At 36.9% G+C, this 24,792-nt stretch carries 20 protein-coding genes and 1 other annotated feature; of the genes, 13 read left to right on the top strand and 7 right to left on the bottom strand.

Translation table 11 applies throughout. From position 1 onward, the window contains the following. Window positions 1-16 precede the first annotated feature (16 nt). The 4 genes from ACE1TG_RS02190 to ACE1TG_RS02175 form a co-directional block, all read right to left on the bottom strand. Window positions 17-1,183, bottom strand: a complete 1,167-nt coding sequence (locus ACE1TG_RS02190; RefSeq protein ID WP_375050708.1) for an acetoin utilization protein AcuC — start codon at window positions 1,181-1,183, stop codon at window positions 17-19. Continuing rightward, a complete protein-coding gene (locus tag ACE1TG_RS02185; RefSeq protein ID WP_375050707.1) occupies window positions 1,180-1,830 on the bottom strand; it encodes an acetoin utilization AcuB family protein in 651 nt (216 codons plus the stop codon). Before ACE1TG_RS02185 ends, ACE1TG_RS02190 begins: the two co-directional genes overlap by 4 nt. Beyond that, on the bottom strand, window positions 1,831-2,484 hold the full coding sequence (locus tag ACE1TG_RS02180) for a GNAT family N-acetyltransferase (RefSeq protein WP_375050706.1): 654 nt from the start codon (window positions 2,482-2,484) through the stop codon (window positions 1,831-1,833). Window positions 2,485-2,611: 127 nt separating this feature from the next. Continuing rightward, window positions 2,612-5,737, bottom strand: coding sequence for a transglycosylase domain-containing protein (locus ACE1TG_RS02175; protein WP_375050705.1), 3,126 nt, complete (start codon window positions 5,735-5,737; stop codon window positions 2,612-2,614). 118 nt (window positions 5,738-5,855) lie between these two features. Further along, window positions 5,856-6,056: a binding site (T-box leader), on the top strand. 71 nt (window positions 6,057-6,127) lie between these two features. On the opposite strand from ACE1TG_RS02175, the gene tyrS reads away from it, so the two are divergent. Both tyrS and ACE1TG_RS02165 read left to right on the top strand, forming a co-directional pair. Continuing rightward, complete coding sequence (gene tyrS / locus ACE1TG_RS02170; protein WP_375050704.1) at window positions 6,128-7,399, top strand: tyrosine--tRNA ligase; 1,272 nt, start codon at window positions 6,128-6,130, stop codon at window positions 7,397-7,399. A gap of 221 nt (window positions 7,400-7,620) precedes the next feature. Then, window positions 7,621-9,516: a heavy metal translocating P-type ATPase gene (locus ACE1TG_RS02165; RefSeq protein ID WP_375050703.1), complete on the top strand. Its 1,896-nt coding sequence runs from the start codon at window positions 7,621-7,623 to the stop codon at window positions 9,514-9,516. A 109-nt stretch (window positions 9,517-9,625) separates the two neighbouring features. Here the strand turns inward: ACE1TG_RS02165 and rpsD are convergent, their stop codons facing one another. After that, window positions 9,626-10,228 carry a 30S ribosomal protein S4 gene (gene rpsD / locus ACE1TG_RS02160; RefSeq protein ID WP_375050702.1) on the bottom strand — a complete coding sequence of 201 codons (603 nt, stop codon included), beginning with the start codon at window positions 10,226-10,228 and terminating at the stop codon, window positions 9,626-9,628. A gap of 591 nt (window positions 10,229-10,819) precedes the next feature. On the opposite strand from rpsD, the gene ACE1TG_RS02155 reads away from it, so the two are divergent. Next, a complete protein-coding gene (locus ACE1TG_RS02155) occupies window positions 10,820-12,697 on the top strand; it encodes a diguanylate cyclase domain-containing protein (RefSeq protein WP_375050701.1) in 1,878 nt (625 codons plus the stop codon). 41 nt (window positions 12,698-12,738) lie between these two features. Here the strand turns inward: ACE1TG_RS02155 and ACE1TG_RS02150 are convergent, their stop codons facing one another. Beyond that, the gene (locus ACE1TG_RS02150) at window positions 12,739-13,221 is read right to left on the bottom strand and encodes a GAF domain-containing protein (RefSeq protein WP_375050738.1); all 483 of its coding nucleotides are present in this window, start codon (window positions 13,219-13,221) and stop codon (window positions 12,739-12,741) included. Between the two features lie 116 nt (window positions 13,222-13,337). On the opposite strand from ACE1TG_RS02150, the gene refZ reads away from it, so the two are divergent. The 7 genes from refZ (at window position 13,338) to ACE1TG_RS02115 (ending at window position 21,583) form a co-directional block, all read left to right on the top strand. Further along, window positions 13,338-13,949: a forespore capture DNA-binding protein RefZ gene (gene refZ / locus ACE1TG_RS02145; protein WP_375050700.1), complete on the top strand. Its 612-nt coding sequence runs from the start codon at window positions 13,338-13,340 to the stop codon at window positions 13,947-13,949. Window positions 13,950-14,275: 326 nt separating this feature from the next. Further along, on the top strand, window positions 14,276-15,967 hold the full coding sequence (ezrA, locus tag ACE1TG_RS02140; protein ID WP_375050699.1) for a septation ring formation regulator EzrA: 1,692 nt from the start codon (window positions 14,276-14,278) through the stop codon (window positions 15,965-15,967). Window position 15,968: 1 nt separating this feature from the next. Further along, window positions 15,969-16,277, top strand: a complete 309-nt coding sequence (locus ACE1TG_RS02135) for a hypothetical protein (RefSeq protein ID WP_375050698.1) — start codon at window positions 15,969-15,971, stop codon at window positions 16,275-16,277. Between the two features lie 204 nt (window positions 16,278-16,481). After that, the gene (locus ACE1TG_RS02130) at window positions 16,482-17,621 is read left to right on the top strand and encodes a cysteine desulfurase family protein (RefSeq protein WP_375050697.1); all 1,140 of its coding nucleotides are present in this window, start codon (window positions 16,482-16,484) and stop codon (window positions 17,619-17,621) included. 6 nt (window positions 17,622-17,627) lie between these two features. Further along, on the top strand, window positions 17,628-18,830 hold the full coding sequence (gene thiI, locus ACE1TG_RS02125; RefSeq protein ID WP_375050696.1) for a tRNA uracil 4-sulfurtransferase ThiI: 1,203 nt from the start codon (window positions 17,628-17,630) through the stop codon (window positions 18,828-18,830). 774 nt (window positions 18,831-19,604) lie between these two features. Next, on the top strand, window positions 19,605-19,808 hold the full coding sequence (locus ACE1TG_RS02120) for an alpha/beta-type small acid-soluble spore protein (RefSeq protein WP_375050695.1): 204 nt from the start codon (window positions 19,605-19,607) through the stop codon (window positions 19,806-19,808). 167 nt (window positions 19,809-19,975) lie between these two features. Next, window positions 19,976-21,583: an amidohydrolase gene (locus ACE1TG_RS02115; protein WP_375050694.1), complete on the top strand. Its 1,608-nt coding sequence runs from the start codon at window positions 19,976-19,978 to the stop codon at window positions 21,581-21,583. A gap of 436 nt (window positions 21,584-22,019) precedes the next feature. Here ACE1TG_RS02115 and ACE1TG_RS02110 read toward each other — a convergent pair whose 3' ends face one another. Further along, window positions 22,020-22,820: an NAD kinase gene (locus tag ACE1TG_RS02110; RefSeq protein WP_375050693.1), complete on the bottom strand. Its 801-nt coding sequence runs from the start codon at window positions 22,818-22,820 to the stop codon at window positions 22,020-22,022. A gap of 135 nt (window positions 22,821-22,955) precedes the next feature. On the opposite strand from ACE1TG_RS02110, the gene ACE1TG_RS02105 reads away from it, so the two are divergent. The 3 genes from ACE1TG_RS02105 (at window position 22,956) to tpx (ending at window position 24,674) form a co-directional block, all read left to right on the top strand. Beyond that, window positions 22,956-23,528: a DUF2953 domain-containing protein gene (locus tag ACE1TG_RS02105; RefSeq protein WP_375050692.1), complete on the top strand. Its 573-nt coding sequence runs from the start codon at window positions 22,956-22,958 to the stop codon at window positions 23,526-23,528. 22 nt (window positions 23,529-23,550) lie between these two features. After that, window positions 23,551-24,084 (top strand): GerW family sporulation protein, encoded by a 534-nt coding sequence (gene ytfJ / locus ACE1TG_RS02100; protein ID WP_375050691.1) that lies wholly within the window; start codon window positions 23,551-23,553, stop codon window positions 24,082-24,084. A gap of 89 nt (window positions 24,085-24,173) precedes the next feature. Next, on the top strand, window positions 24,174-24,674 hold the full coding sequence (gene tpx, locus ACE1TG_RS02095) for a thiol peroxidase (protein ID WP_375050690.1): 501 nt from the start codon (window positions 24,174-24,176) through the stop codon (window positions 24,672-24,674). The last annotated feature ends 118 nt before the right edge of the window (window positions 24,675-24,792 follow it).

Here is a 24,792-nt window from a genome sequence, read left to right as displayed (position 1 = left end):
AAATCATCTCCCTTTATTACTTGTTGTTTTGTATATTCTTTGCGTATTTTAAGGCACTTTGAAGTACTTTTTCATTTTTTTCAGTAATATCTGCTTTTCGTGGGATTATTGGCACAATACTTTTGCTATCATGCCAGTAATCAGGTAATGTAACAGGTGACTCTTTTTGCCACTTGGATTGCCAAGCAGAAGGCAGATCACCCTTTTGAACATCACCTGTTTTCATAACGCTCCATATTTGAGCCCATGCACGAGGAATAACTCTCCACATATCATATCCGCCACCACCTAGTGCAATCCAGCGTCCATTACAATATTGATGTGCTAACTCATGTGCTAATAAAGGAATTTTTTCGAAAATGCCCATCGTAGCACACAGATGTGTCAGCGGGTCGTATATGTGTGCATCTGCACCATTTTGTGTCAGGATGACATCAGGCTTGAAATACTCAACAATTTCCCGGAAAGCGGATTCATATAGATTGATAAATGATTCATCTTCGGTAAACGCATCGATCGGGATGTTAAAAGAAAATCCATGTCCTTCTTTTATTCCTCTTTCGTTAACGTTTCCTGTGCCAGGGAAAAGGTATCTGCCTGTTTCATGGATAGAAAAAGTACATACATTTGGATCATCATAGAATGCCCATTGAACACCATCTCCGTGATGTGCATCCGTATCTACATATAATACTTTCAAATCATATTTTTCACGAATGTATTTAATAGCTACTGCACCGTCATTATAAATACAGAAACCACTTGCTTTTCTTTTGAACCCATGGTGGAGTCCGCCACCTAAATTTAAAGCATGATCTGACTGCCCTTGTAACACGGTATCTATTGCAGTTAAGGTACCGCCGACCAAATAAGTTGATGCTTCATGCATACCGTCAAATATCGGCGTGTCTTCTGTTCCAATCCCAAATTCTAATCCTTCATTTGCCTGCAATTTTCCATTACTTGCTTTTTGAACAGCCTGGATATAAGATATGTCATGAAAAAGTGCAAGTTCATCTTCAGTAGCCTTGCGTGGTTCAATTATATCCTTATTAGTTAAAATGTTTATATCTTCTAATAATTCCTTTGCTAATAATACCCTTTTTTGATTAAATGGATGATCCGAATGAAATTGGTAGTTTAAAAATTTATTAGAGTAAACAAATGACGAGTTACAAGTCATACTTTTGGCCCCACGATATTGTTTGGCCACATCAGATCATAGCCAGCCTCTCGTAAGTCCTGCACAACTGGCATAGGATTCATGGTCTGAATACGGAAAACGAGAATTTTAAAATTCGGATCATCGTTATAAGGATATATTAAAACGGATGTAATATTAGTTTTGCGGGCACCAAAAATAGCTGCGACCTCTGGTAATATCCCTGGCTTATGTGGTACTTTTATTTCAATTTGTGAGCTTTGAAGGTTTGTACCTGTGAGCTGAATAAACGTATGAAGCATGTCTTTTTCAGTAATCATTCCAACTAATTTATTTTCTCTGACTACGGGTAAGCACGCGAATTCTTCATCGTAAAAAACTCTAGCAATTTCTTCAACAAAATCAAGTGGATGAACGGTTATGACATCCTGCGTCATAATCGACTGAATTTCATTTTCAAGTTCACTTTGGTCTGCATCTTGATTTAAAATAGATGGTGAAGCATCACGTACATCTCGATCAGATACAATCCCAATTACATAATAGTTATCATCAACGATTGGAATGTGTCTAATACGATTCTCATGAAGTAATTTTAATGCTTCGGCAATTGTTGCAGTTTTCGTCAGTGTAATGACTTCTTTTTTCATAATTTCCTCTACGAGCATTTATAATCTCTCCCTCATATTACGATATTGATGACGCTGTAAAAACCGAAGTTTATCAAACTGTTTAATTGATTCTTCCGGTACATTTTTCCCGATTCGAACCATTAGACAATTAGCCGGATGTGATATGATTTCCGGGTCATCCGTTGGGGCAGGAAGGAGTCCGCCTGCAGCCATCATTTTCTCCATTACTTTACGATAATTCCATATACTCAATCTAGTGCCTTCAAGATCCCAATGCCAATAATACTCGGTTGATATTAGGATATAATTCTCCATATAATCATCCATTATGGATACTTTTAATATGCCTGAGGCAATACCTGATCCACGATATTTTGGAATAATCTCAACTGCACCAAGTTCAATAAGGTCTTCCATATTAAACTCAGACCACCGTTCAAGTGGATCGGGATGTAAGTATGTTACATAGCCAACGATGGTGTCTTGGGTTCTTGCAATGATAATTCTTCCCTCTGGAAAGTCTGCAATACTTGAAATAGCTTCAAATTGTTTGGGGGCAGGTCGAAAAGCAGTTAATTGTTCATGGAAATGATACTTTCTTAATTCTGTGGATGAAAGCGGTCCTTCGATGATGACTGGGCCATTTGGAGTGTCGCGTGTGACAGAATGATACGTTTTAATATGATCCATTTTTTTCACCGCCTTGTTTTAAAGAAGTATTCTTTATATCTTTCTATTATACAGTAATATTGATGGCATTTTTAGTAAAAACTCAAAGAAAAACAGACGACGCCTTCATAGCGTCGTCTGATGGTTATTAGCCTGATCCCTCATTTGGTTTTTTATTAGCTTTGACAGTGAATGGGACAGGCTTGCTCGGTTTTCCATCCACAATTGCAGTTACTTTCCCCTTGTATTTTTTTCCATTTGGTTGAATATCTGGGAATGACTGACTCTTCTCTTGAGTTGTTTCTTTTTTATTATAACTTTCACCTGTTAACGTTATTTCGAACGTTGCCTTCTCACTATGGTTCCAAGAAACTGTGATTTTTTTGTTTTCATAATTCGCCGAGACATTTGTGACAGGTTCAACGGCTTTATCTTCCTTGTCAGGTTTATCACCCTCTGGTTCCTCAGGCTCTTCAGGCTCAGAAAAGTCACCAACAACAATTTCTTTGGATGCAGATGATTCTAATCCGAAGTAATCAACCGCTTTTACATGATAAACAGCCTTGCCTTTGGAAATACCAAAGCTATTCTCAGTTGTGTTACCAACGAGGCTAAAGCTATCTTCAGGACTATTTGCACGGTAAATACGGTAACCTACAACATCTTTACTGCTGGACTTTTTCCAGGTTATCTTATTTCCGGATCCTGCAACTGACGTAGGAGCAGAAGGTTTCTTTCCATCGTCTTCTATTGTACCGTCAGAGACTTCAGACTCTGGTAAACTGATTTTTTCCCACTTTTCACGATTGGTTCTTGGAAAAAGTTGGGTTAAATCATCCAGTTTGTCATAGCCCTTTCGTTTAAGAAATTCTGGGTTGAAGGTTATTCCATCTCCCTCAGTAAATTCTTCGGGTGTATTTTCCCCAGCTATAACTGCTTTACCATTTACCATTACATATGTTCCTTTTACAAGACTGTCATCTTCTTCGGTAGGCACATATTTGGCATTAAACAAGTCGCTTTTTATTAAGCCGGCTTTTTCACATAAATCTGATGGAAGCATACCCGATATTGCACAATAGCTCCGTGATACAATTCCACCTGGACGCTCGAAATTCTTTTTAGGTGCAACTAATTCTGGATTGACATCAGAAGCTGCGTTAATCAACTTTGCCCATAGTTTTACATTTCTGCTGCTGTACCCTAATGAGCAGCTTGGGCATTCAAGTGATTTTCCAATCTCATAACCCATCCATGTTCCAAAAGTTACATTTGGATTGGTTGCGACAAACCACGTATCTTTTTTGTCTTGTGATGTACCAGTTTTCCCAGCCCAATCTACTCCACTATACTTCAATTGGGAATTTAAATATGCTGCTGTTCCACCGCTAATTACATCACGCATCATATCAAGAGTTAGATAGTTAGTTTGTGGTGAATATACATCTACAGGTTTACTTTTATGTTCATAGATTACTTCACCATCAGTTGTGGTTATTTTTTCAATCATGTAAGCATCGACGGCTTTACCATTGTTGCCAAACGTACTGTAAGCATTTGTGTTTTCCTCAATTGAGATTCCATTGGTGGTACCACCGATTCCCAAAGAGAGGTTAGCATATTCATTTTCACCTAAGGTTGTAATTCCCATAGGCTTTAAAAATTCACTAACAGGATCCTGCGATCTGATTTGGTCATAAATTCTGATTGCAGGTATATTATAGGAATTTTTAAGTGCCTTTCGAGCAGAAACTAGACCATGATAGCCACCTGCATAGTTTCTAGGTGTATAGGAACCTCCAGGTGTGGAATAAGTTGTTCTGACATCAGCTAGTGGTGTCCCAGGTTGTATAACTCCTTTTTCCATTGCTGGAGCATAGGTGAGTATTGGCTTCATGGTACTGCCATTCGAACGAATTACATCTGTTGCATAATTTATTTGATCTTTCTCAGTATACTCACGGCCACCAACAAAGCTAATGATTCTGCCTGAACTGTTTTCAATTAGAATTCCACCTGTTTCGATAGGCTGGGTTATTTCTTTCTTTTCACCAGTCTCTTCATTTATAACAACTTTACCAGTCCAATCCGGACCATATGTGTCGTAATTTTTGATGACCTTTTTAAACGCATCATGTGTTTTTTTATCAATTGTTGTATGGATTTTGTAGCCATTTTTACGCAATGCACGGTCAGCTAATATTTTATATTCTTCCATTAACTTCTCGTCATTGTTCAGGTCTTCCATTGAGTACCCATCTTTTTTGGCAATATGTTTTAGTATTTTTTCTTTTGCCCGTTTTTCAGCACTAAAGGTTAAGTATGGATATTTTTCAATTGGTGATTGAGACTCTTCGATGAAATCAGCTACTATATCGTAACCTAATGCCTTCTCGTATTGCTTTTTTGAAATAGTATCTGATTCATACATTCTGTTTAGAACGGATTTCATCCGATTAATTCCAGGTTGCATCCCCTCTTTACTTTTTAAACCACCGCTGTTTTTGAAGGGGGTATACCTTGATGGACTCTGCGGAAGTCCTGCAAGGTAGGCTGCCTGTGGCAGATTAACCTCAGATGCATCAATACCAAATATTCCTTGTGCAGCGGTTTGAATTCCAGCGATATTCCCCCCAGAAGCATCTCGGCCATATGGGACAATATTTAAATATGCCTCAAGGATTTGATCTTTTTCAAAAAAACGTTCCAAACGCAGTGCTAACAATATTTCCTTTGCTTTACGTTCAAATGATACCTCATTCGTTAGAATCTGGTTCTTAATAAGCTGTTGTGTTAGCGTACTTCCTCCTGTTTTGACTGCTGCATTTGTCGCTTCCTGTACTAGTGCACGGACTATTGCTTTTGGAACAATCCCTTTATGGTCATTGAAATACTCATCTTCAGTTGCAATAACTGCATTCTTCAAGGTATCGGAAACATTTTCCAATTTAACTTCTTCTCTATGTATATCAGAACGGACGTTACCGAAATACTTATTCCCGGCAAAATACAATTTTGATGTTTCCTCATAATTATATATATCTTTTTCCATGCTGGCATAGCTCCGTACTGGTTCATCTTTGACAAGTGAAGCAAAGTAACCTGCACCTACACCACCTGCGAATAATAGACCAACAGCACCTACAATCACAAAAAATAATATTACATTCCAAAACACATCATATGTAATACGTGATGATTTTTGAACTTTTCCAGTTCCCCAAATTGTCTTTATTTTTTCTTTATATTTTTTAAATAATTGTTTATAATCCATAGTAAGACCTCCTAAATTCCAACATCAATTATAGCATAATCAATGTACTAGGTATAGAAGGAATTATGTGAATATATTGCGTTTGCCATCAGAATGTGATATGAATAAGTAATAATATTAAAATACATTGAAAGATCGAAGTAGCTTTGCAAATCAATTTTTAAGAGAGCTAACGGATGCTGAGAGTTAGCATATATTTGCTGGTGAATTACAATCCGGAGTTTCTTCCTTTAAAAAGAAGACGGTGACATCATCGTTAACAATTCCAAGGTGGCATGTGCAACAAGGGTGGTACCGCGAGCGTCAACTCGTCCCTTATTTATATTAGGGATGGGTTTTTTTATTTGCAGTTAAGAAAATATTAATAGTAAAAGATGGAGAGTGAAGAGAGTGGATATTTTAAAGGATTTGGAACAGCGTAATTTGATTCATCAAACAACTGACACCGAGGGTTTAACCAAGCATTTGGAAGAGAATCAGGTAACATTGTACTGTGGGTTTGATCCGACTGCTGACAGCTTACATATTGGACATTTGCTGCCTATCACAATGTTAAAAAGGTTTCAGAAAGCTGGACATCGACCTATAGCATTGATTGGTGGCGGAACAGGAATGATTGGTGATCCAAGTGGTCGTTCCACTGAACGTTCACTGAACGAAGCGACAGTTGTAAAAGGTTACAGTGAAAAAATTAAACAGCAATTAGCAAAATTGCTTGATTTTGATAGTGGGTCAAATGCTGCGGTTGCCCGTAATAACCATGACTGGCTTAGTAGCATGACTGTTATTGACTTTTTGCGGGATGCGGGGAAACATTTTGGTATCAATTACATGCTTGGTAAGGAATCTGTGTCAGCGAGAATTGAACAGGGGATATCTTACACAGAGTTCAGTTACATGATACTTCAATCTTTAGACTACCTAAAATTATACGAACAGGAAAATTGCACCATGCAAATTGGCGGCAGCGATCAATGGGGTAATATAACTGCTGGTATGGAACTGATTCGCCGCTCCAGAGAAGAAATGGACGAAGAAACGAAAGTGTTCGGCTTAACTGTTCCTCTGATAACAAAGGCTGATGGTTCCAAGTTTGGTAAAACAGCAGGTGGTTCTATTTGGTTAGATCCGGAAAAAACAACACCATATGAATTTTATCAATTTTGGTTTAATGCTGATGATTGTGATGTAATGAAATTCTTATATTACTTCACATTTATCGATAAGGAGGAATTGGACCAGTTACAAAAAGAAGTAGAGAACACCCCTGAGAACCGTGTGGCACAAAAACGGTTAGCAGAAGAGATGACTCGCGAAGTGCATAGTCAGGAAGCGCTGGAACAAGCGCAGAAAATATCAGCATCACTATTCAGTGGAAATTTAAAAGAATTATCTGCAGAAGATATTAAGCAGGGTTTTAAAGGTGTTCCAGCCCACGAAGCTTCTAAAGAAGAAATAGGTTTAATTGATCTTTTAGTTAACGCTTCTATATCATCATCAAAGCGACAAGCTAGAGAAGACATTAAAAATGGAGCAATTTATATAAATGGTGAGCGTCAGCAGGAGTTGCAGTACGTTGTAAGTGAAGAAGACCGTATTGACGATATGTTTACCATAATAAGACGCGGCAAGAAAAAGTATTTCCTTATAAGCTATAAATAGATCGTTTCACAATTTATAATGGGGATGTTTAAGAGTGCAAACACCCAAACAACATTCAATGCACACGCTATTTCATAATTGAAAATGGCGTGTGTATTTTTGTGCAATTAGTAATTTATTTAAAGAAAATCTCCTAATCTTGATGGCGGTCAATTTCCTTAGACAGAAAGAACTCTATAATAAAGGTATCAAGAAGATGATGATTAAAGGAGAGTAAAAAAATGATTAAAACAATAAATCAACACAAAAATCATATTACAGCAATTACCGCAATTCTCATTGTATTTGGTTTCACTTCTGAAATTATGGGAAATGCAGGCGTTAAGGATATAACGTTAATCATTGCGACAATTGTTGCTGGTGTTCCGATTTTTATGAAAGCCTTTCAGGCGCTTCGAATGAAGGCTTTCAGTATTGAATTGCTGGTTACTATCGCAGTCATTGGTGCTTTAATTATCGGTGAATACGTTGAATCAGCTGTAGTTACTTTTCTATTTTTATTTGGGGCATTTTTGGAAGCACGAACATTAGAGAAAACACGTTCATCCTTAAAAAAACTGGTCGATATGGCTCCACAGGAAGCTGTTGTAGTCCGTAATGAGAATCATGTCACAGTACCAGTTGAAGAAGTAGCGGAAGGGGATCATGTTATTATTCGTTCTGGTGGAAGTATTCCTGTTGATGGAAATATTATGTTCGGTCGTGCATCGTTAAATGAATCAGCTGTTACAGGTGAATCGATACCCGCATCCAAGAAGTTAAATGACAAGGTTTTTAGTGGGACTATTGTGGATAATGGTTATATTGAGATTGTTGCTGAAAAAGTTGGCAATGATACCACTTTTTCGAAGATTATCGAACTGGTGGAAGAAGCACAGGAGTCAAAATCAAAAACAGAGAAGTTTCTTAACAAGTTTGCCAATGTTTATACACCAGCAGTTGTTATACTATCAATTGCGGTCTATATATTGACAAGAGATCTACATTTAGCTATCACATTCTTAGTTGTTGCCTGTCCCGGAGCCCTGGTGATTGGAGCTCCTGTATCAAACGTCGCTGGTATTGGAAATGGTGCCAAAAATGGTTTCCTGGTTAAAGGTGGCGAAGTAATGGATACCTTTTCCAAGGTGGACACTCTAGTTTTTGACAAAACAGGCACACTAACAAAAGGAAAGCCGGAAGTTACCGACATTAAATTATTTAACTATCAGGATACAAATGAATTATTGCGTTTAGTTGCACAAGTGGAAACAATTTCGGAACATCATTTAGGTCAAACTATTGTAAAAGAAGCAAGTAATAGAAAGATAGATTTTAGAGGAGAACTTAAAGAAGGAAAAGTCATAAAAGGAAATGGAATTTCTGCAAAAGTTAACGATCAATCGCTTACTGTGGGAAATCGTCATTTAATGAATTCCGAAAATATTGAGGTGCCAGCAGAGGTTGCAGCGTATGCCGTGAACTGTGAAATGGCAGGTAATACTGCAATATATGCAGCAGTTGATGGAAAAGTAGCAGGTGTTTTCTCTATAGCTGATCAAATTCGGGAAGATGCTCCAAAAGCTTTAGCTGAAATGAGGAAAAACGGTATTAAGAAAATCGTTATGCTTACAGGTGATAACAGGCACACTGCTGCATTAGTTGCGAGTAAATTAGGATTAGATGAGTACCAGGCGGAATTATTACCAGAAGACAAAGTAATCTTCGTGAAGAAATTACAAAATGAAGGGCATGTCGTCGCAATGGCGGGGGACGGTATCAATGATGCACCAGCAATTGCTGCGGCTGATATCGGATTGGCAATGGGTGAAGGTGGTACAGATGTTTCTATGGAAACTGCCGATGTTGTCTTAATGGCAGATAGTCTTATGCAATTCTCACATGGCTATTCACTATCTAAAGCAACCGTTAGCAACATGAAGCAAAATACATTCTTTTCAGTGGGGATTGTAGTTGTTCTCTTAGCCGGTGTACTAGCAGGAACCGTACATCTTGCATCCGGTATGTTTATCCATGAAGCAAGTGTATTGCTTGTAATCTTAAATGCAATGCGGTTAATCCGCTTTAACCATAAAAGAAGAAGGGAAGAAGTAAATTTAAAGATTTCGCATGCATAAAGAAACTCTATCTTAGATAGTGAAAGGGGAGGATGAAGACGAATAGTATGCATGCACAAAGAAAAACTCCAAAACCCTTACTATATCAAGGGGTTTGGAGTGTCGTTTTTTAACGAGAGTAAAATTCAACGATAAGTGGTTCGTTGATTTCAGCTGGAAGTTCAGAACGCTCTGGGTAACGAGTGTAGCTTCCTTCCATTTTATCTGCGTCAAAAGAAAGGTATTCTGGAACGAAGTTATTTACTTCAATTGCTTCTTTAATAATATCCAGATTCTGTGACTTTTCACGTAGTCCGATTACCTGACCTGGCTTTAGGCGATACGATGGAATATCAACGCGCTTGCCGTCAACGGTTACATGACCGTGGTTTACTAGCTGACGAGATTGTCTGCGTGTACGAGCAAGTCCAAGGCGGTAAACAAGGTTATCTAGGCGAGATTCAAGTAAAAGCATGAAATTTTCACCATGAATACCTTTCATATTACCAGCTTCTGTAAAGAGATTACGGAATTGACGTTCATTTAATCCATACATGAAGCGAAGTTTTTGCTTTTCTTGTTGCTGTAAACCATATTCAGAAATTTTTCTGCGTGAATTTGGTCCATGTTGACCTGGAGCGTAAGGACGTTTATCTAGTTCCTTACCAGTTCCAGTTAATGAAATGCCGAGACGACGTGATTTCTTCCATATTGATCCAGTAAATCGTGCCATTAGACATTTCCTCCTTTATTAGTTTATTAGCATAAAATAAACAGTGTGTTCCAAATCCGCTATACATTTTATTTTCATGTACCATCGCTCCAGCAGCAGAGAGTTACACGATACACCTCATTTTTGAGGAATAAAATGACATAAACGTAGGTTCACGTAAGCTACCTTTTATTTTACACAAAGAATAGTATATAAGCTATAACAGTGAAAGTCAATAAAAACTTGATTAATTCACTAATAGCAGCTTTGTTCTTGGTTATTATCTAAAAAATTATTGCTGACTGCAGTTACTGCAGTTCAGTGTTGAAAAATAAATTAAGTGCTGTGATACCTCACTGTCCTGAAATACACCTCTTTTTCTCATACGAGTCTACGTGATTTACTTCGTTAGCTTGGTTATTTCCCGCTTCAAGCAGTCGACTCCCGCGGAAAGCGACTGTCCGAGGCTCAAAAACATTGGTCCAGTCCGTAATCATACCAATTATTTGTTAGAAAACAGCTTTTTTATTAAAACTGTATAGGAAATTGTCAGATGTTTCGATATAATATAGAAAAATCTAAAGAACGACGATATGATAGGTGATACTATAAATGATAACTCAAAAAGATTTACAAGAGAATCTAAGGAGTACATACTTTGAATTGATCTCTGATATTGCACATTTTTCATATGATGAACTTTTATCAACAGTTACGAATAGTTTGGCAACTATGTTGAATACAACGCATGCAGCAATCTATATATATAATAACTGGAATAAAAAGTATGAAATAAAGACGAATTCTAATGAAGTAAGATTATTAATGAAAAGTAAAGTAGATTTTCGTGATATTAACCAACAGCTTTTGCGATCTGACAGTGCAAACGGGCAATTAATTTTTAGAGAGAAAAATGAATTACTTTATTCTGTCATTATACCACTGGTTCCGAAATTTGGGTCTTCTGGTTTTGTATTTCTTTCTTATCCGAAAAATGTAGACACCCTATATGATGATAGTGTTAAGTTAATTAAACGGGAAACAGAGCAGTTATTAAAGCTGGTTAATTATTATAAGTTAAGTGAAAACAGTGTAAGTAAGAGTAAATTTTTATTTGATATGTCTACACGTTTATATTCCATGACTATTAAAGAGGATATTTTGAAAGATATTATTCAATCTTTACTTAAACAATACCCTGCATTTACATATTATTTATTATTATCCCAAGATTATGAAGCGGAAAGTTCGCTGCCCATTAAAACAATTGAATATAGTGACGCTGCCACGAAGCGAGTAAGTACACAGGCATTTCTATCCGGAAAAGTGCAGCTGGAAGATCGTGTGAAGGATAAAAATACTAGTATATATGCTCCTTTAAAAGGAAGGCAGGGGGTTTACGGGGTATTGCAAATTATTACACCGCACGCTGTTGATTTCACAGAGGATGAAATTGAATTCATTACGCAATTTGCAAACACAGCTGGTGCGGCGATCGAGAATGTAACACTATATCAGCATTCTAAACATCTTGTATCCGATCTGAAGTTAATAAACGAAGCTACACATACACTTAATTCGAATTTAAGGCTTACTGAAATTATTGCTATTGTACGAAAGCAGATAATGGAAGCGTGTCGTGCAACACAGGTAGGCTTTATTTATGTTGACGATGAATCTGATTATGCATACAGTATTTTGGCAGGCAGTACAAGTTACTTTGAAACTACAAAAGGCGAACTATTTGCTGAAGACATACTTATTCAGATGAAGGCAAATGCTGACCCGATGTTCAGTGGCGATTTTAAACGGGACATTCCGTATTGTTCTATTATGGCAATACCGATGAGACAATCCGGTAAGGTTTATGGGGCAGTAATAATTTTGCACGAGGATAAATACTTCTTTTCCTTTGAAAACTATAAGTTAATGCAATCCCTTGTTCAGCATTCTACCCTGGCGCTGACTAATTCTATTTTAAAAGATAAATTGGAAGAATCGGTAATTACTGATTATCTTACTAAGTTATATTCAAGGAACCATCTTGACGAAAAGCTGAAAGCACATATGCAATCAGATGAAAAAGGGGCATTAATTCTATTTGATATTGATGATTTCAAAAGAATAAATGATATATATGGGCACTATATTGGTGATGAGGTAATTGTCCAAGTAGCGAATATTATCAGAACCCAATTAGGACACGAGGACATCCCTGCCCGATGGGGTGGAGAAGAATTGGCTATTTATCTGCCCAACGCCAGTATTGATGATGGTGTAGTGCTGGCTGGTCAAATACGGACGCAAGTAGAAAGTTTCACCGAGCCTGGAATTACACTATCCTGCGGTGTATCATCTTGGATTGATAAGAAGCGGGATTCTGTAAGTGATGTCTTTATTCGTGCAGACAAAGCACTATATGAAGCGAAAGAGATTGGAAAGAACTGTGTTGTAAAGGAAAAAGAGTTAAAAAAGCATCCTAATATATAAACAAAAAGTGGCTGAATCATATTCTTCAGCCACTTTACTTTTTACCTGACTAATTCTTCTAATATTTCCGCAAACCTTTCGATGTAGGTTTGGTCTGTTTCATCAAATCGGTTCGTTATCGGACTATCAATATCGAGAACACCATAAATTTCATCATTTACAATTAATGGTACTACAATTTCCGATTTACTTGCACTGTCACAGGCGATATGACCTGGAAATGCTGTAACGTCTGCAACTCTTTGGGTTTTTCTTTCTTCTATTGCGGTTCCACAGACCCCCTTGCCATATGCAATTCGAATGCAGGCAGGTAGTCCCTGAAATGGACCAAGCACTAATTCATTTTCTTTCCATAAATAAAAACCGACCCAGTTTACTTCATCTAGAAATTGGTTTAATAATGAAGATGCATTCGATAAAATAGCAATATCATCTTGTTCACCCTCAGACAAAGCGGTAAGTTGTTTTAATAATAATTCGTAATCTTTAGCTTTATTTCCGGAATAGGCTGTTGCTTGAAACATATTCATTTCCCTTTCAAATGTGTATATTTCGACAAATAACATAATTAATTGTCGAGAGAAAAATGCAGGATAAATCCTCACTTTGTCGTAAAAGAGATGTAAGGAGTTGAAAACTGATGAAGAAAAATCCAACTAAACAAAAGGTTGTTGATGCAGCTTCTATATTATTTTTTCAAAATGGCTTTCATGGAACGTCAGTAAGAGACATTGCAGATAAAGCAACTGTCAACGTTTCGCTGATCAGCTACTATTTTAAGAGTAAACAGGGACTCTTAGAGCATGCTGTTACACAATACTACGAGTCTTATTTGAAAGCGATCGAAACAGCTATGTTGCATAATGAGTCCATTTCACCATTGGAACGTTTGAAAAGAATGATTGCAACAATTATACATTACAAACAGAGTAATCATCAATTCTCATGTTTCATCCATCGTGAGCTTTCACTGGACTCAGTGTTTGTGCGTGAAATGACGGTAACATATCTTGCTAAAGAAAATTATTTTATAAGCAACTCATTCTATGCCATTTTCCCAAAACAGAAAAAGAATAATCTGGATAGTCGATTTCTGTTAATGCAGCTGAAAGGAATGTTAATTACTCCGTACATATTACAGAATGAATGGAAAAATCAGGTGGTTGGGACAGATTCACATAATCAATTTGCAGATAATTATATTCGAACGATTGAGAAATGGTTAGATTACGTTGTCTCGCAAAATAACTAGTAGTAAACTAATAATATGTAAAAATGGCAAATAATTAACGCCATTTTTTATTTTTGTTAATAAAATTTGTCAAATCCTTAATTTATTTGAAATTTTTTAGCCAAAAATGTAAATTACATGGTATCATATGTATAATAATGAGATAATTATACGCTTTTTGAGTGTTAATTTATGAATATTTTTTCTTCAAACTTGGCTTATCCCAAGCTTTAATATAGATTAGCCTTAGTTTGCACTTATGCAGTAAGAAAGGATTTACTTTATACTTTCTTATCTGCCAACGAAAGGCTATCCTCTTATTCAGGAATGCAGTTAGGAGGCATTTTATGGCATATATCATAGGAATTATTCTAGTAATCATTGCACTAATAATTGTAGGGCTTATTTTACGAAAACGGGTATATGATGTTGTGGACCGATTGGAAGCATGGAAAATGGACATAATGAATCGGAATATCGCATCCCAGCTTGGGCGTATTAAAAGTTTAAATTTGTCTGGTGAAACACAAGTGAAATTTGAATCGTGGAAAGAACGATGGGAATATATCATAACAAAAGAGCTGCCTGATATTGAAGAATATTTATTTGATGCGGAAGAAGCTGCAGATCGGTACCGGTTCTCCACCGCTAAAAAAACATTGAGAAAAGTAGAACAGACATTGCAGTCAATTGAAACAGATATTGAAAAAATGCTTGAAGAACTAGATGAACTGATGGAATCTGAGGAAACAAGCCGAAAAGAAATTGAACAAATACAGCCTGATATTAAGGAACTGCGCAAAAAGCTTTCACAAAATCGTTATCAATATGGTAAGGCAGAAGTACGTTTTGATGTTGAGATAGATGAACTTGAACAACAACTTAATCAATATCATGACTTAGTTAGTTCAGGTGATTACTCCGAAGCACATCAGCTTGTTGAAGATCTCAAGCAAAAGTTGGATGAACTGCAATCACGCATTGATGCATTTCCAATGATTTATAAAACATGTAAGCATGATTTGCCAGCCCAGTTGGACGAACTTTTTAAAGGGTTAAGAGATATGAAGGAAGACGGTTACCGAATTGAACATCTTGGTTTTGAAAAAGAAGTACATAACTATCAGCGCCGTCTTTTGGATTGTGTGAATACCCTTGAAAAAGGAGATACTGCTGAAGCGAACATAGTAATAGAAGAAGTAAATGAAAGAATAGCGGAAATGTACCAATTACTTGAGAAGGAAGCTATTGCCAAAAGTTATGTCGAATCTAAGCTGCCAAGTTACCAGGAAGCATTGGATAGCCTAGAGGAAGATTTTCATATAACAAAAGAAGAAGTAGAAACGTTAAAGAAAACCTATTACTTTGAAGACAGTGATATGGAAAAGTACCTGTCATTGGAAAAGTCTATATTAAGATTAAGAAATCAGCTTGAAGAACTTTCAGCTGATATGGAAAGTGAAAACAATACACATTCTGATTTGCGCGTAGAATTGGAGAATGGACTCCAGCAAATTGAAGATTTGCAGCAGAAACTTGATGAATTTAAGAATCATATACAAAATTTAAGAAAAGACGAGTTGGAAGCAAAAGAGAAGTTAACAGATATGAAAAATGAACTGTATCATATCAATCGCAGGCTAAATAAAAGTAATATCCCAGGCGTTCCTGGAGCTATTTGGAATATCATGGAGGAAGCATCTGAAAAGAATGCCCGTGTACTTCAATTACTGGATAAACAGCCATTGGATATCGCAGAAGTTCAGCACGCATTATCCGACGCGAAAGCTGCGGTTGATCACGTAACAGAACAAACAGAATTGATGTTGGATCAGGCATATTTAACAGAACAAGTTATCCAGTACGCAAATAGATATCGGAGTCAATATCCAATTCTTGCTGCTAAGTTGTCCGAATCTGAACGTCTGTTTCGTTCCTATGAATATGATCTTGCTATAGAACAGGCAGCTAAAGCTGTTGAAGAAATTGAGCCAGGTGCATTAAAACGCATAGAAGCATATCAAAAGGCAGCAAATTAATATGCGTTTAGGCTATAGAGGGGTTCTGCTGCTCCTGGGTACAGGTACAATATGTGTTTGGGGAATTGCCATATTCATGTTTTTCACAGCTCAAAATAGCCCGGTGATTGCAAATGAACATGCAGCTTCTAGAAGCGTCATAATAAAAAAAAGTGCATTGTTTACGCAACCAGAAAGAAAAGCTGATAAAGTGTATGCAATGAAAAAGAAACAGCAATCTCCAACGACGAAGCTTGGTAGTGTTAGGCTTACGAATGAAGACAATAGAGTATCAATTGATGTGTTACTCGAGATGTTAGAAGAAAAATAATTGCAAAGGTTATTTATGGGAATGCTAATTCTTAACACTATAAGAAGAACTAATATTTATGATATAAGTGAAACTTTGTTTTTCGCTTTTAAAACTTGGTGAAAGCCAAGTTTTTCTAATGGAAGTAAGACTTTCCTACTTCATAAAGGAATGTCAAGTATTTATAAGTTGGTTTTCGCTTATCAAATCTAAGGAGTATTTAACATGATTTATTTAGATAACAGTGCAACAACTAAACCTGCTCAATCCGTTCTTGATAGCTTTTATCAAGCAACTGAACGATTTTTTGCTAATCCATCCAGTATTCATCAACTTGGTGGTGAGGCTGAAAAATTATTAATTAAGTCAAAGGAGCAAGCATCACAACTCCTCAATGTTCAACAGAATGAAGTCATTTTTACTTCTGGAGGAACGGAGGGGAATAATCTTGCGATAAAGGGTATTGGGCTTAAGCACCAAGGACGTGGAAAACACATTATCACAACTGAAATTGAGCATCCATCTGTTTTTGAAGCATGCAACAGTATGGAGGATTTAGGATTCACAGTAACGTATTTACCTGTAGATAAAAATGGTGTAATCTCTATAAAGGATTTAACGAATTCAATTCGAAATGATACGATTCTGGTCAGCATCATGCATGTTAATAATGAGCTGGGATCAATTCAACCAATTAAGAAAATCGGAGAAATTCTCAAAGAATACCCAAAGATATTTTTCCATGTAGATAATGTTCAGGGAATGGGAAAAATACCTTTAGAACTCACAAACAGTGGAATTGATTTATGCGCCATTTCAGGACATAAACTCCATGGGTTAAAAGGAACTGGGATTTTATATGTGAATAAAAAGACTACAATGTATCCGTTGCTACATGGTGGCAATCAGGAACATTCTCTTCGCTCCGGAACTGAGAACCTTGCTGGTGCAGTCTCGATTGTAAAAGCATTAAGGTTAATAAAAGAGCGGGAAAAGACAGAAGTTAAAGCCATGTATCAGCTACATGAGTATCTCCGGGAAAAACTGTCTGTAATGGATGGTGTGGTAATCAATACACCAGATGATGCAGCGCCACACATTATGAACATTTCTGTGCCGGGATTGAAGCCTGAAGTGATTATTCATATGCTTGGAGAAAAGCAAATATATATTTCAACCAAATCAGCCTGTTCTTCCAAACAGGCTGACGAGAGTAAAATATTAGCAGCTTGCGGTTATGACATAGATCGTTCAACATCTGCACTTCGCATCAGCATGTCGTATGATACTACAGAAAGTGAAATTAATACGTTTTTAATTGAATTAGAAGAAGCAGTAAATCAACTAAAAGCAGTAATGGAGTAGATAACTATGCAATATGATCATATTTTAATACGATACGGGGAAATGGCGCTTAAAGGTAAAAATAGAAAAAAGTTTATCGTTCAGCTACAAAGTAATATTCGCAGAAAGTTAAAGGCCTTTCCAGATGTACAAGTAAAACGTACACAAGGGAGAATGTTTGTCTTATTAAATGGCCATGAACCTGACCCGATTATAGAAAAGTGCAGTGAAGTTTTTGGAATTCAAAGCCTTAGTCTGGCAGTAAAGGTTCGTAACGATGAAGATGAAATTAAACAAGCAGCACTATGGGCGCTAAATAATAGTGAAAATGTCAATTCGTTTAAAGTGTCCGTCAAGCGAATTGATAAGAACTTTCCTGTTCGATCACAAGATATGAACCAGGTGCTGGGTGGGCATCTTTTATCTAATACAACTGGCTATACCGTTAATGTTCACCAGCCAGACCTGGAAATCAAAGTTGAAATCAGAACCGAAGCAACCTATATAACTTCTAGTATAATTCCAGGGCTTGGCGGATTACCGGTGGGTACATCAGGAAAGTCTTTGTTGCTTTTGTCTGGTGGAATCGACAGCCCTGTATCGGGATATCTTGCTATGAAACGCGGTGTTCAACTAGAGGCTATTCATTTTCATTCACCACCATTCACAAGTGAACGTTCGAAACAAAAAGTGATGGACTTAGCAGAGAAACTGACGGAATATGGAAATTCAATTAAAGTTCACGTAGTTCCTTTTACTAAATTGCAACAGCACATTTTTCGGGAGATGCCTGACGGGTATGCAATGACAATTATGCGTCGAATGATGTTACGTATTAGTGAGCAAGTGTGCAGGAATGAGTCTATATTATCGATGACAACCGGCGAAAGTCTTGGACAGGTAGCAAGTCAAACAATGGAAAGTATGAATGCAATAAATGAAGTAACCAATTATCCAATCATCAGACCATTAGTTTCAATGGATAAGAATGATATTATTAATATTTCCAGAAAAATTGATACGTATGACATTTCAATACGTCCTTATGAGGATTGCTGTACAATTTTTGTTCCAAAGTCACCAAAGACGAAACCTACTAGAGAAAAAGTAAATATGTTTGAGTCACAGGAAGACTTCTCTGCATTGATAGAAGAGACAATAAGTGGCATTGAAGTTGTTAAATTAACTAATCAATCAGATGCGAAAAAGGAATTCGAAGATCTTTTATAGACACTGTTTTCTAAAAGATTGTAGCAAACCCAGCAGAGGAAATACACGTAGACACTTGTGGGAGCTTTAGCCTAGATGAGGCTACGTAGTGACGTAGGAGCAAGGAGGCTTATCAGCCGCCCTAAGTAGTGCGCGAAGTTGTTTCCGGAGCGCCATAATAGCACTCAAACTTTTTAAAAAGTATTTTGCATTTTATATCAACTGCGAGATAAGAAGCAACTAAGCTTACGAATTACGATACAGTTTTGAGAGAGAAATATGTAATAACATTAGAAATCGCATAATAATTAGCTTACATTTCGCCTGTATTGTGTAGAACCCATTTTTAACGGAATGAGGATCCGGTTTACTGAGTTGGCGGATCCTCATTCCGTTATTTCCTTTAAAACCCTCGTTTTAAGCTTGGGTTCGGATCCTCGTTCCGCTATTTGTCATTTCTATATCAAATTTGGCTGATTTTCTGCTTTTAACGGAACGAGGATCCGTTTCACCCTCCCGAGAGCATCTTTTCTGCTAATTAGCGGAATGAGGATCCACTTCAACTATTTGCCGAATCCTCATTCCAAGTGTCAATACATAATTCCCTTACTGTATAATCCTACCAGTCAATGTAAATTCGGATATTAAAAACTAAGAAATATTGTTTTCTACCCTAAAACTAAACTCGTTAGCATAGGAAAAGAGCACTCATAAAATTTATCTTAACTAACAACAAATACCAGTTTAAAAACCCTTCTTGCTACACAATATAGGAGTATCAAGGAGGTGATGAACATGGCTAGAAACAATAGTTCAAACCAATTAGTTATACCTGGTGCACAACAAGCATTAGATCAAATGAAAACTGAGATCGCTCAGGAATTTGGAGTTCAACTTGGTCCTGACTCAACTTCTCGCTCTAACGGATCTGTTGGTGGAGAAATCACAAAACGTCTTGTTCAGTCTGCTGAACAACAATTTGGCGGAATGTCACAATAACAATATCATAATAATGGCTAGGGGCTATCCTTTAAGGGTAGCCCTTTTAAGAATGACTTTACCTTTACGCTTAGCTACGTTTCCTAATTTCTCTTTCTTGATTTTTCTGCTTTAAGTAGGTAAAGTGCTTATAAAAGAGTAGAATTTTGTGGATGGGAGTATTTAATATGGGAAGACTTTGGTTCGGTGGTTCAGTTTATACTATGGAAAATGAAGGCGATGCTGTTGAAGCTGTCTATACAGAGAATGGCTTCATAAAAGCTGTTGGTACTTATGAGAGATTATATCATGATTTCTATGACAAAATTGAGAATGAAGTTAATCTGAGAGGTAAAACGATGTTGCCGGGTTTGGTCGACAGTCATATGCATATAATAGGGTACGGTGAAAAGTTGTTGCATTTGGACCTGTCACAAATGAAGTCCCCAGAAGAAATAAAAGAGGCACTTCTTAATCGTACTGCTAACTTATCAGAAGGGGAATGGCTAATTGGAGAAGGTTGGAATGAAAACCAGTGGGATAATCCAGAAATTATTTCAAAAAAAGAACTGGATGAAATTTGCCCAGATAACCCTATGATGTTGACCCGTGTATGCAGACATGCGCTTTTAGCTAATACGAAAGCAATGGATATGTCTTACATAAATGATCAGACTCCAGATCCTCAAGGGGGAATTATCGTAAGAGATGAAAATGGTGATACTACTGGATTATTTCTTGATACTGCACAGGAATTAATTAAACAGGCAATGCCTGATGTATCACAGGAATTTTTACAGCAACTAATAAAAATAGCTGTCGATGATTTACTGGCAAAAGGTCTAGTAGGTGGACACAGTGAAGATCTTAATTATTATGGCGGTTTTCTAAAAACATACAACGCCTTTTTAAATGCAATTAACGGGAAAGACAAAAAATTTAAGGCACACCTGCTTGTCCATCATGAAGTTATGGAAAATATGATTAATCAGAACTTAGGATACTTGGATGGAACAGAATACATTGAACTTGGGGCTGTGAAGATATTCTCAGATGGAGCTCTTGGTGGTCGAACAGCATGGCTGACACAAGAATATACGGATGATCCTGATAATTATGGAGTAGCAATTCATAACACTGATTACTTGGAAGAAATTGTACGATCTGCCAGGGCACATGGTCTTCCAATAGCTGTTCATGCTATTGGCGATCAAGCTGTTGATGAAATAACAAAATTAATTAAAAAATATCCACTTCAAAATGGAGCCCGCGATAGGATAATCCACGGTCAAATTTTAAATGATTTTTCTTTGAAAATGCTTCAGGAATTGCCAGTGGTCGTTGATATTCAGCCGGCATTTGTTTCATCAGATTTCCCTTGGGCTGTCGACAGATTAGGTGAGGATAGGATTAAATCAGCATATGCCTGGAAAACGATGCTGGATAGTGGCGTGCTTTGTGCCGGCAGTTCAGATGCACCGATTGAGGATGCAAACCCATTACAAGGAATTCAGGCAGCAATGCTGCGAAAATCATATTATGATGGCGAGGTATACCAGCCAGAGGAAAGACTGTCCTTATTTGAATCGGTTCGTTTATATACGGTTGGTAGTGCAAGTGCAATTACACAGGAAAATAATCGTGGGCTCATTATTGATGGTTATACCGCAGATTTTACCATATTGGAAGAGGATATTTTCCAGGTTGACCCAGAGCGTATTCACGAGATAGAAGTTGCAATGACAGTTGTTGATGGTGACATCGTATATACTAATAATGCAGGATATGATGTTTAGAAGGTCATTTTTAATGTTGGATTTAATACGCAGATGATATAAACTGCGAATTAGTGAAGATTTTCTTTGTTCTAATGATGGCTTAGAGCTTACATTCGTTTCGGCAGAATACTTCGCTTTCCTTGGCACGACCTCAGCCTCCTTGCCCCGGCAAGGGGTATGCCGACGTTGTCCGCAAAGGACGGTTTTAGTCGGCCTTCGTTTAGTTGCTTCTTCCCGGGGTCTTCGGAACGTGCTGTCCCCATAGGAGTCTACGTATTCTACCTCCACTGGTGGAGATTTCTTTACTAGAGGCAGGAGTTTTCGCCATGGTTTAGTAGAATATTATCTAATCAGCAACAAATAAATCCGAACTAATTCGAATTCTATTTCAAGAATTTTGAATCATAGTTCGGATTTTATTTTGACTAAAACACTTTTGTCCTGGCCACTTTTTTTATAAAAATGTTCTCTTTACACGGTCCCAATAAGAGTTGTTCTTAAGTTTCACCGTTTTTATTACTTTGTCACTTAAGGTCACCGTTAAATCTTTTATATTTCGAATGGAATAGGCCTCGTTATCCAAGCCAATAACAGGATAATCGTTACCATCCTGAATGATATCTAATGTAAGCTTTCGATCCTTACTTAATACAAAGGAAGAGCCTAATGTACGATAGCGGTTATTATTAAGTGAAGCGAGCTCTGATACTTGAAAACATGGAATTTTCGGATCAATTATGGCACCCTGTGTTGATTTATTGTAACCAGTACTGCCTGTAGGAGTTGCGACAATTAGTCCATCTCCCCTAAATGTCTCAAACTGCATATCATCAATATAAACATCAATTACAATTGTTTTGATGATGGTGGAACGAATACTAACCTCATTTAAGCAATAAAATGAAGTTTCCCCATTAACCTGTACATTTATAACTGGAAACCGACGTACCTCCATCTCCTCATGAACCATTGAATGAAGCATTTCGTCAAAATTATCCATGTTAAAATCACAATACAGTCCTGACTCGTCAGACTGCGTTATTCCGGTATAAAGGCAATCCTGCCTGAAACCTGTTTTTCGAACAGCCTGTAAAAAAGCACCATCGCCGCCAATACTGATAATAACGTTAGCTTGTTTGTGATTATCAACAATAGTAAAGTTATTTTTTTGAGCCAGTTCTATTAGTGGCTGTAACTTATCTTCGAGGTCATTATTTTTTTGATAAAAGAAATAAATGTTTTTCCGATCAGGCATCGTTATCATACCTCCATTATTAGCAATTCTTGTTTTTTAAGAATATCATTTTTGTTTATTATTTCCTAGCAGATTGAAAGTGTATGAGTAAAAAAGGAAATTTGTAGCAAATTAATAATGTGGGGTGAGGAATTTATGTTTATCTTATTACTGATAGGCTTCATTTTAGTGATTATTTTACTGTTATTTTCAAAAATCAAGGTGATTAATACGGTTATTGTAAATCAGGATAAACAAACAGTTTTAATAGTTGTTTATTTCTATCGTATAAAATTAATGGATAGGATGATTGACTTATCTGATCAATCTTATGAGGAAAAATCAATTCGCGAAACACTGAAATTATTACATAATTATAGTGAAAACTTCCTTCAAAAGATGAATGATGTAAATGATGTGGTTACTATAATGCTTGGGCGAATTTATTTTCATAAACTTACATGGAGTACGCATTTTGGAACTGGAGAAGCAAGTGCTACTGGTATGGCTTCAGGAGGAATATGGGGAATGAAAGGGATAATATTAGGGATAATTTATGCAAAGAGCAATCTGATATGTGATCCATCTATCTCTGTTGTACCACTTTTTAATCAAAAATATATTGAATCAAAATTTGATTGCATTGTATCAGTGAGGATAGGGCAAGCTATATACGGAATTATTAAAGTGATACGCAAATATCCGTCCAAAAAAGAAGTGATTGTCTAAGTTTTTTAAAGGAGGAAATAATATGGATGAACATCCAATTCAGGGCCTAATGACAACAGCAATGGAAAATTTAAAAGATATGATCGAAGTCAACACGATTATCGGCGATCCGGTTGAATCTCCGGATGGGAGTGTAATTATCCCAGTTTCAAAAGTGGGATTCGGTTTTGCTGCAGGTGGGAGCGAATTTGGTTCAGGTAGTTCAGGACAAAGTAAGAGTGATTCAGGCAGTGGGGGCTCATTACCATTTGGGGGAGGTAGTGGCGGTGGTGTATCCATTACACCGGTTGCATTTTTGATTGTTAGTCCAAAAGGAATTAAGATGGTTCACTTAGATGAGAACACACATATTTATGAGAAGATGCTTGATTTTGCTCCAAAGGCAGTTGAGAAAATTCAGCAAATTTTAAAAGAGTCAGCTCAGTCCTCTAAAAATAAGCAAAAATCTGGTCGAGGTCAGCAACATTCAGACCAGCGCAATTCAAATCAAAACCAGGATAATCAGCGGCAACAGGATCAGCAGCAATCAGAAGATCAAACAAGATATGATATATAAAGGTTTTGCTCGATTAAAATAGTGGACATTGAATGGTAATAAATTCATAATGAAGTGTGCAGGGAAAATTATATTAGGAGGAATGATTTATGGCTAACGTTACATTTAATCAGGATCCTGTCACACTTCTGGGCAATGAAATTTCAGTAGGTGATCAAGCACCAAACTTTACTGTCTTATCTAATGATCTTAAAGAAGTGAAGTTGGAGGATTATCAGGACAAAGTAAAATTAATCAGTGTCGTACCATCTATCGATACTGGCGTATGTTCTGATCAAACACAACGGTTTAATAAGGAAGCAGAAGATATAGGTAATGTGCAAGTACTTACAATTAGTATGGACTTACCATTTGCTCAGGCTCGCTGGCGTGAAGTGAATAAAGTTAATGAGCTTGAAATGTTATCCGACCATCGCGATGCAAACTTCGGTGAAAATTACGGTGTATTAATAAAGGAACTACGATTATTGTCACGGTCAATTTTTGTAGTTGATTCAACTAACAAGGTTACATATGTGGAATATGTAAGCGAGGTAACGAATCATCCAGATTATGATAAAGCGTTGGAAGAAGCTAAAAAAGCAAAATAATATAGAATTTAAACTCTCCTGTTACTCGTTAGCAGGGGAGATTTTTGTACATATATATAGCTGATTTGTTACACTAGAAATGCTTTAGATAGATGGATTGAACGGAGGACTTATTAAT

The organism is Virgibacillus sp. JSM 102003 (assembly GCF_041949995.1).
Lineage (GTDB): Bacteria > Bacillota > Bacilli > Bacillales > Amphibacillaceae > Lentibacillus.
This window is presented reverse-complemented; position numbering and strand designations above follow the sequence as displayed.

What these genes read in the sequence shown, in the direction of transcription:
- ACE1TG_RS02190 (WP_375050708.1), bottom strand. Translation starts at nt 1,183, where the DNA reads ATGACTTGTAACTCGTCATTTGTTTACTCTAATAAATTTTTAAACTAC.
- ACE1TG_RS02185 (WP_375050707.1), bottom strand. Translation starts at nt 1,830, where the DNA reads ATGCTCGTAGAGGAAATTATGAAAAAAGAAGTCATTACACTGACGAAA.
- ACE1TG_RS02180 (WP_375050706.1), bottom strand. Translation starts at nt 2,484, where the DNA reads ATGGATCATATTAAAACGTATCATTCTGTCACACGCGACACTCCAAAT.
- ACE1TG_RS02175 (WP_375050705.1), bottom strand. Translation starts at nt 5,737, where the DNA reads ATGGATTATAAACAATTATTTAAAAAATATAAAGAAAAAATAAAGACA.
- ACE1TG_RS02165 (WP_375050703.1), top strand. Translation starts at nt 7,621, where the DNA reads ATGATTAAAACAATAAATCAACACAAAAATCATATTACAGCAATTACC.
- rpsD (WP_375050702.1), bottom strand. Translation starts at nt 10,228, where the DNA reads ATGGCACGATTTACTGGATCAATATGGAAGAAATCACGTCGTCTCGGC.
- ACE1TG_RS02155 (WP_375050701.1), top strand. Translation starts at nt 10,820, where the DNA reads ATGATAACTCAAAAAGATTTACAAGAGAATCTAAGGAGTACATACTTT.
- ACE1TG_RS02150 (WP_375050738.1), bottom strand. Translation starts at nt 13,221, where the DNA reads ATGTTTCAAGCAACAGCCTATTCCGGAAATAAAGCTAAAGATTACGAA.
- refZ (WP_375050700.1), top strand. Translation starts at nt 13,338, where the DNA reads ATGAAGAAAAATCCAACTAAACAAAAGGTTGTTGATGCAGCTTCTATA.
- ezrA (WP_375050699.1), top strand. Translation starts at nt 14,276, where the DNA reads ATGGCATATATCATAGGAATTATTCTAGTAATCATTGCACTAATAATT.
- ACE1TG_RS02135 (WP_375050698.1), top strand. Translation starts at nt 15,969, where the DNA reads ATGCGTTTAGGCTATAGAGGGGTTCTGCTGCTCCTGGGTACAGGTACA.
- ACE1TG_RS02130 (WP_375050697.1), top strand. Translation starts at nt 16,482, where the DNA reads ATGATTTATTTAGATAACAGTGCAACAACTAAACCTGCTCAATCCGTT.
- thiI (WP_375050696.1), top strand. Translation starts at nt 17,628, where the DNA reads ATGCAATATGATCATATTTTAATACGATACGGGGAAATGGCGCTTAAA.
- ACE1TG_RS02120 (WP_375050695.1), top strand. Translation starts at nt 19,605, where the DNA reads ATGGCTAGAAACAATAGTTCAAACCAATTAGTTATACCTGGTGCACAA.
- ACE1TG_RS02115 (WP_375050694.1), top strand. Translation starts at nt 19,976, where the DNA reads ATGGGAAGACTTTGGTTCGGTGGTTCAGTTTATACTATGGAAAATGAA.
- ACE1TG_RS02110 (WP_375050693.1), bottom strand. Translation starts at nt 22,820, where the DNA reads ATGCCTGATCGGAAAAACATTTATTTCTTTTATCAAAAAAATAATGAC.
- ACE1TG_RS02105 (WP_375050692.1), top strand. Translation starts at nt 22,956, where the DNA reads ATGTTTATCTTATTACTGATAGGCTTCATTTTAGTGATTATTTTACTG.
- ytfJ (WP_375050691.1), top strand. Translation starts at nt 23,551, where the DNA reads ATGGATGAACATCCAATTCAGGGCCTAATGACAACAGCAATGGAAAAT.
- tpx (WP_375050690.1), top strand. Translation starts at nt 24,174, where the DNA reads ATGGCTAACGTTACATTTAATCAGGATCCTGTCACACTTCTGGGCAAT.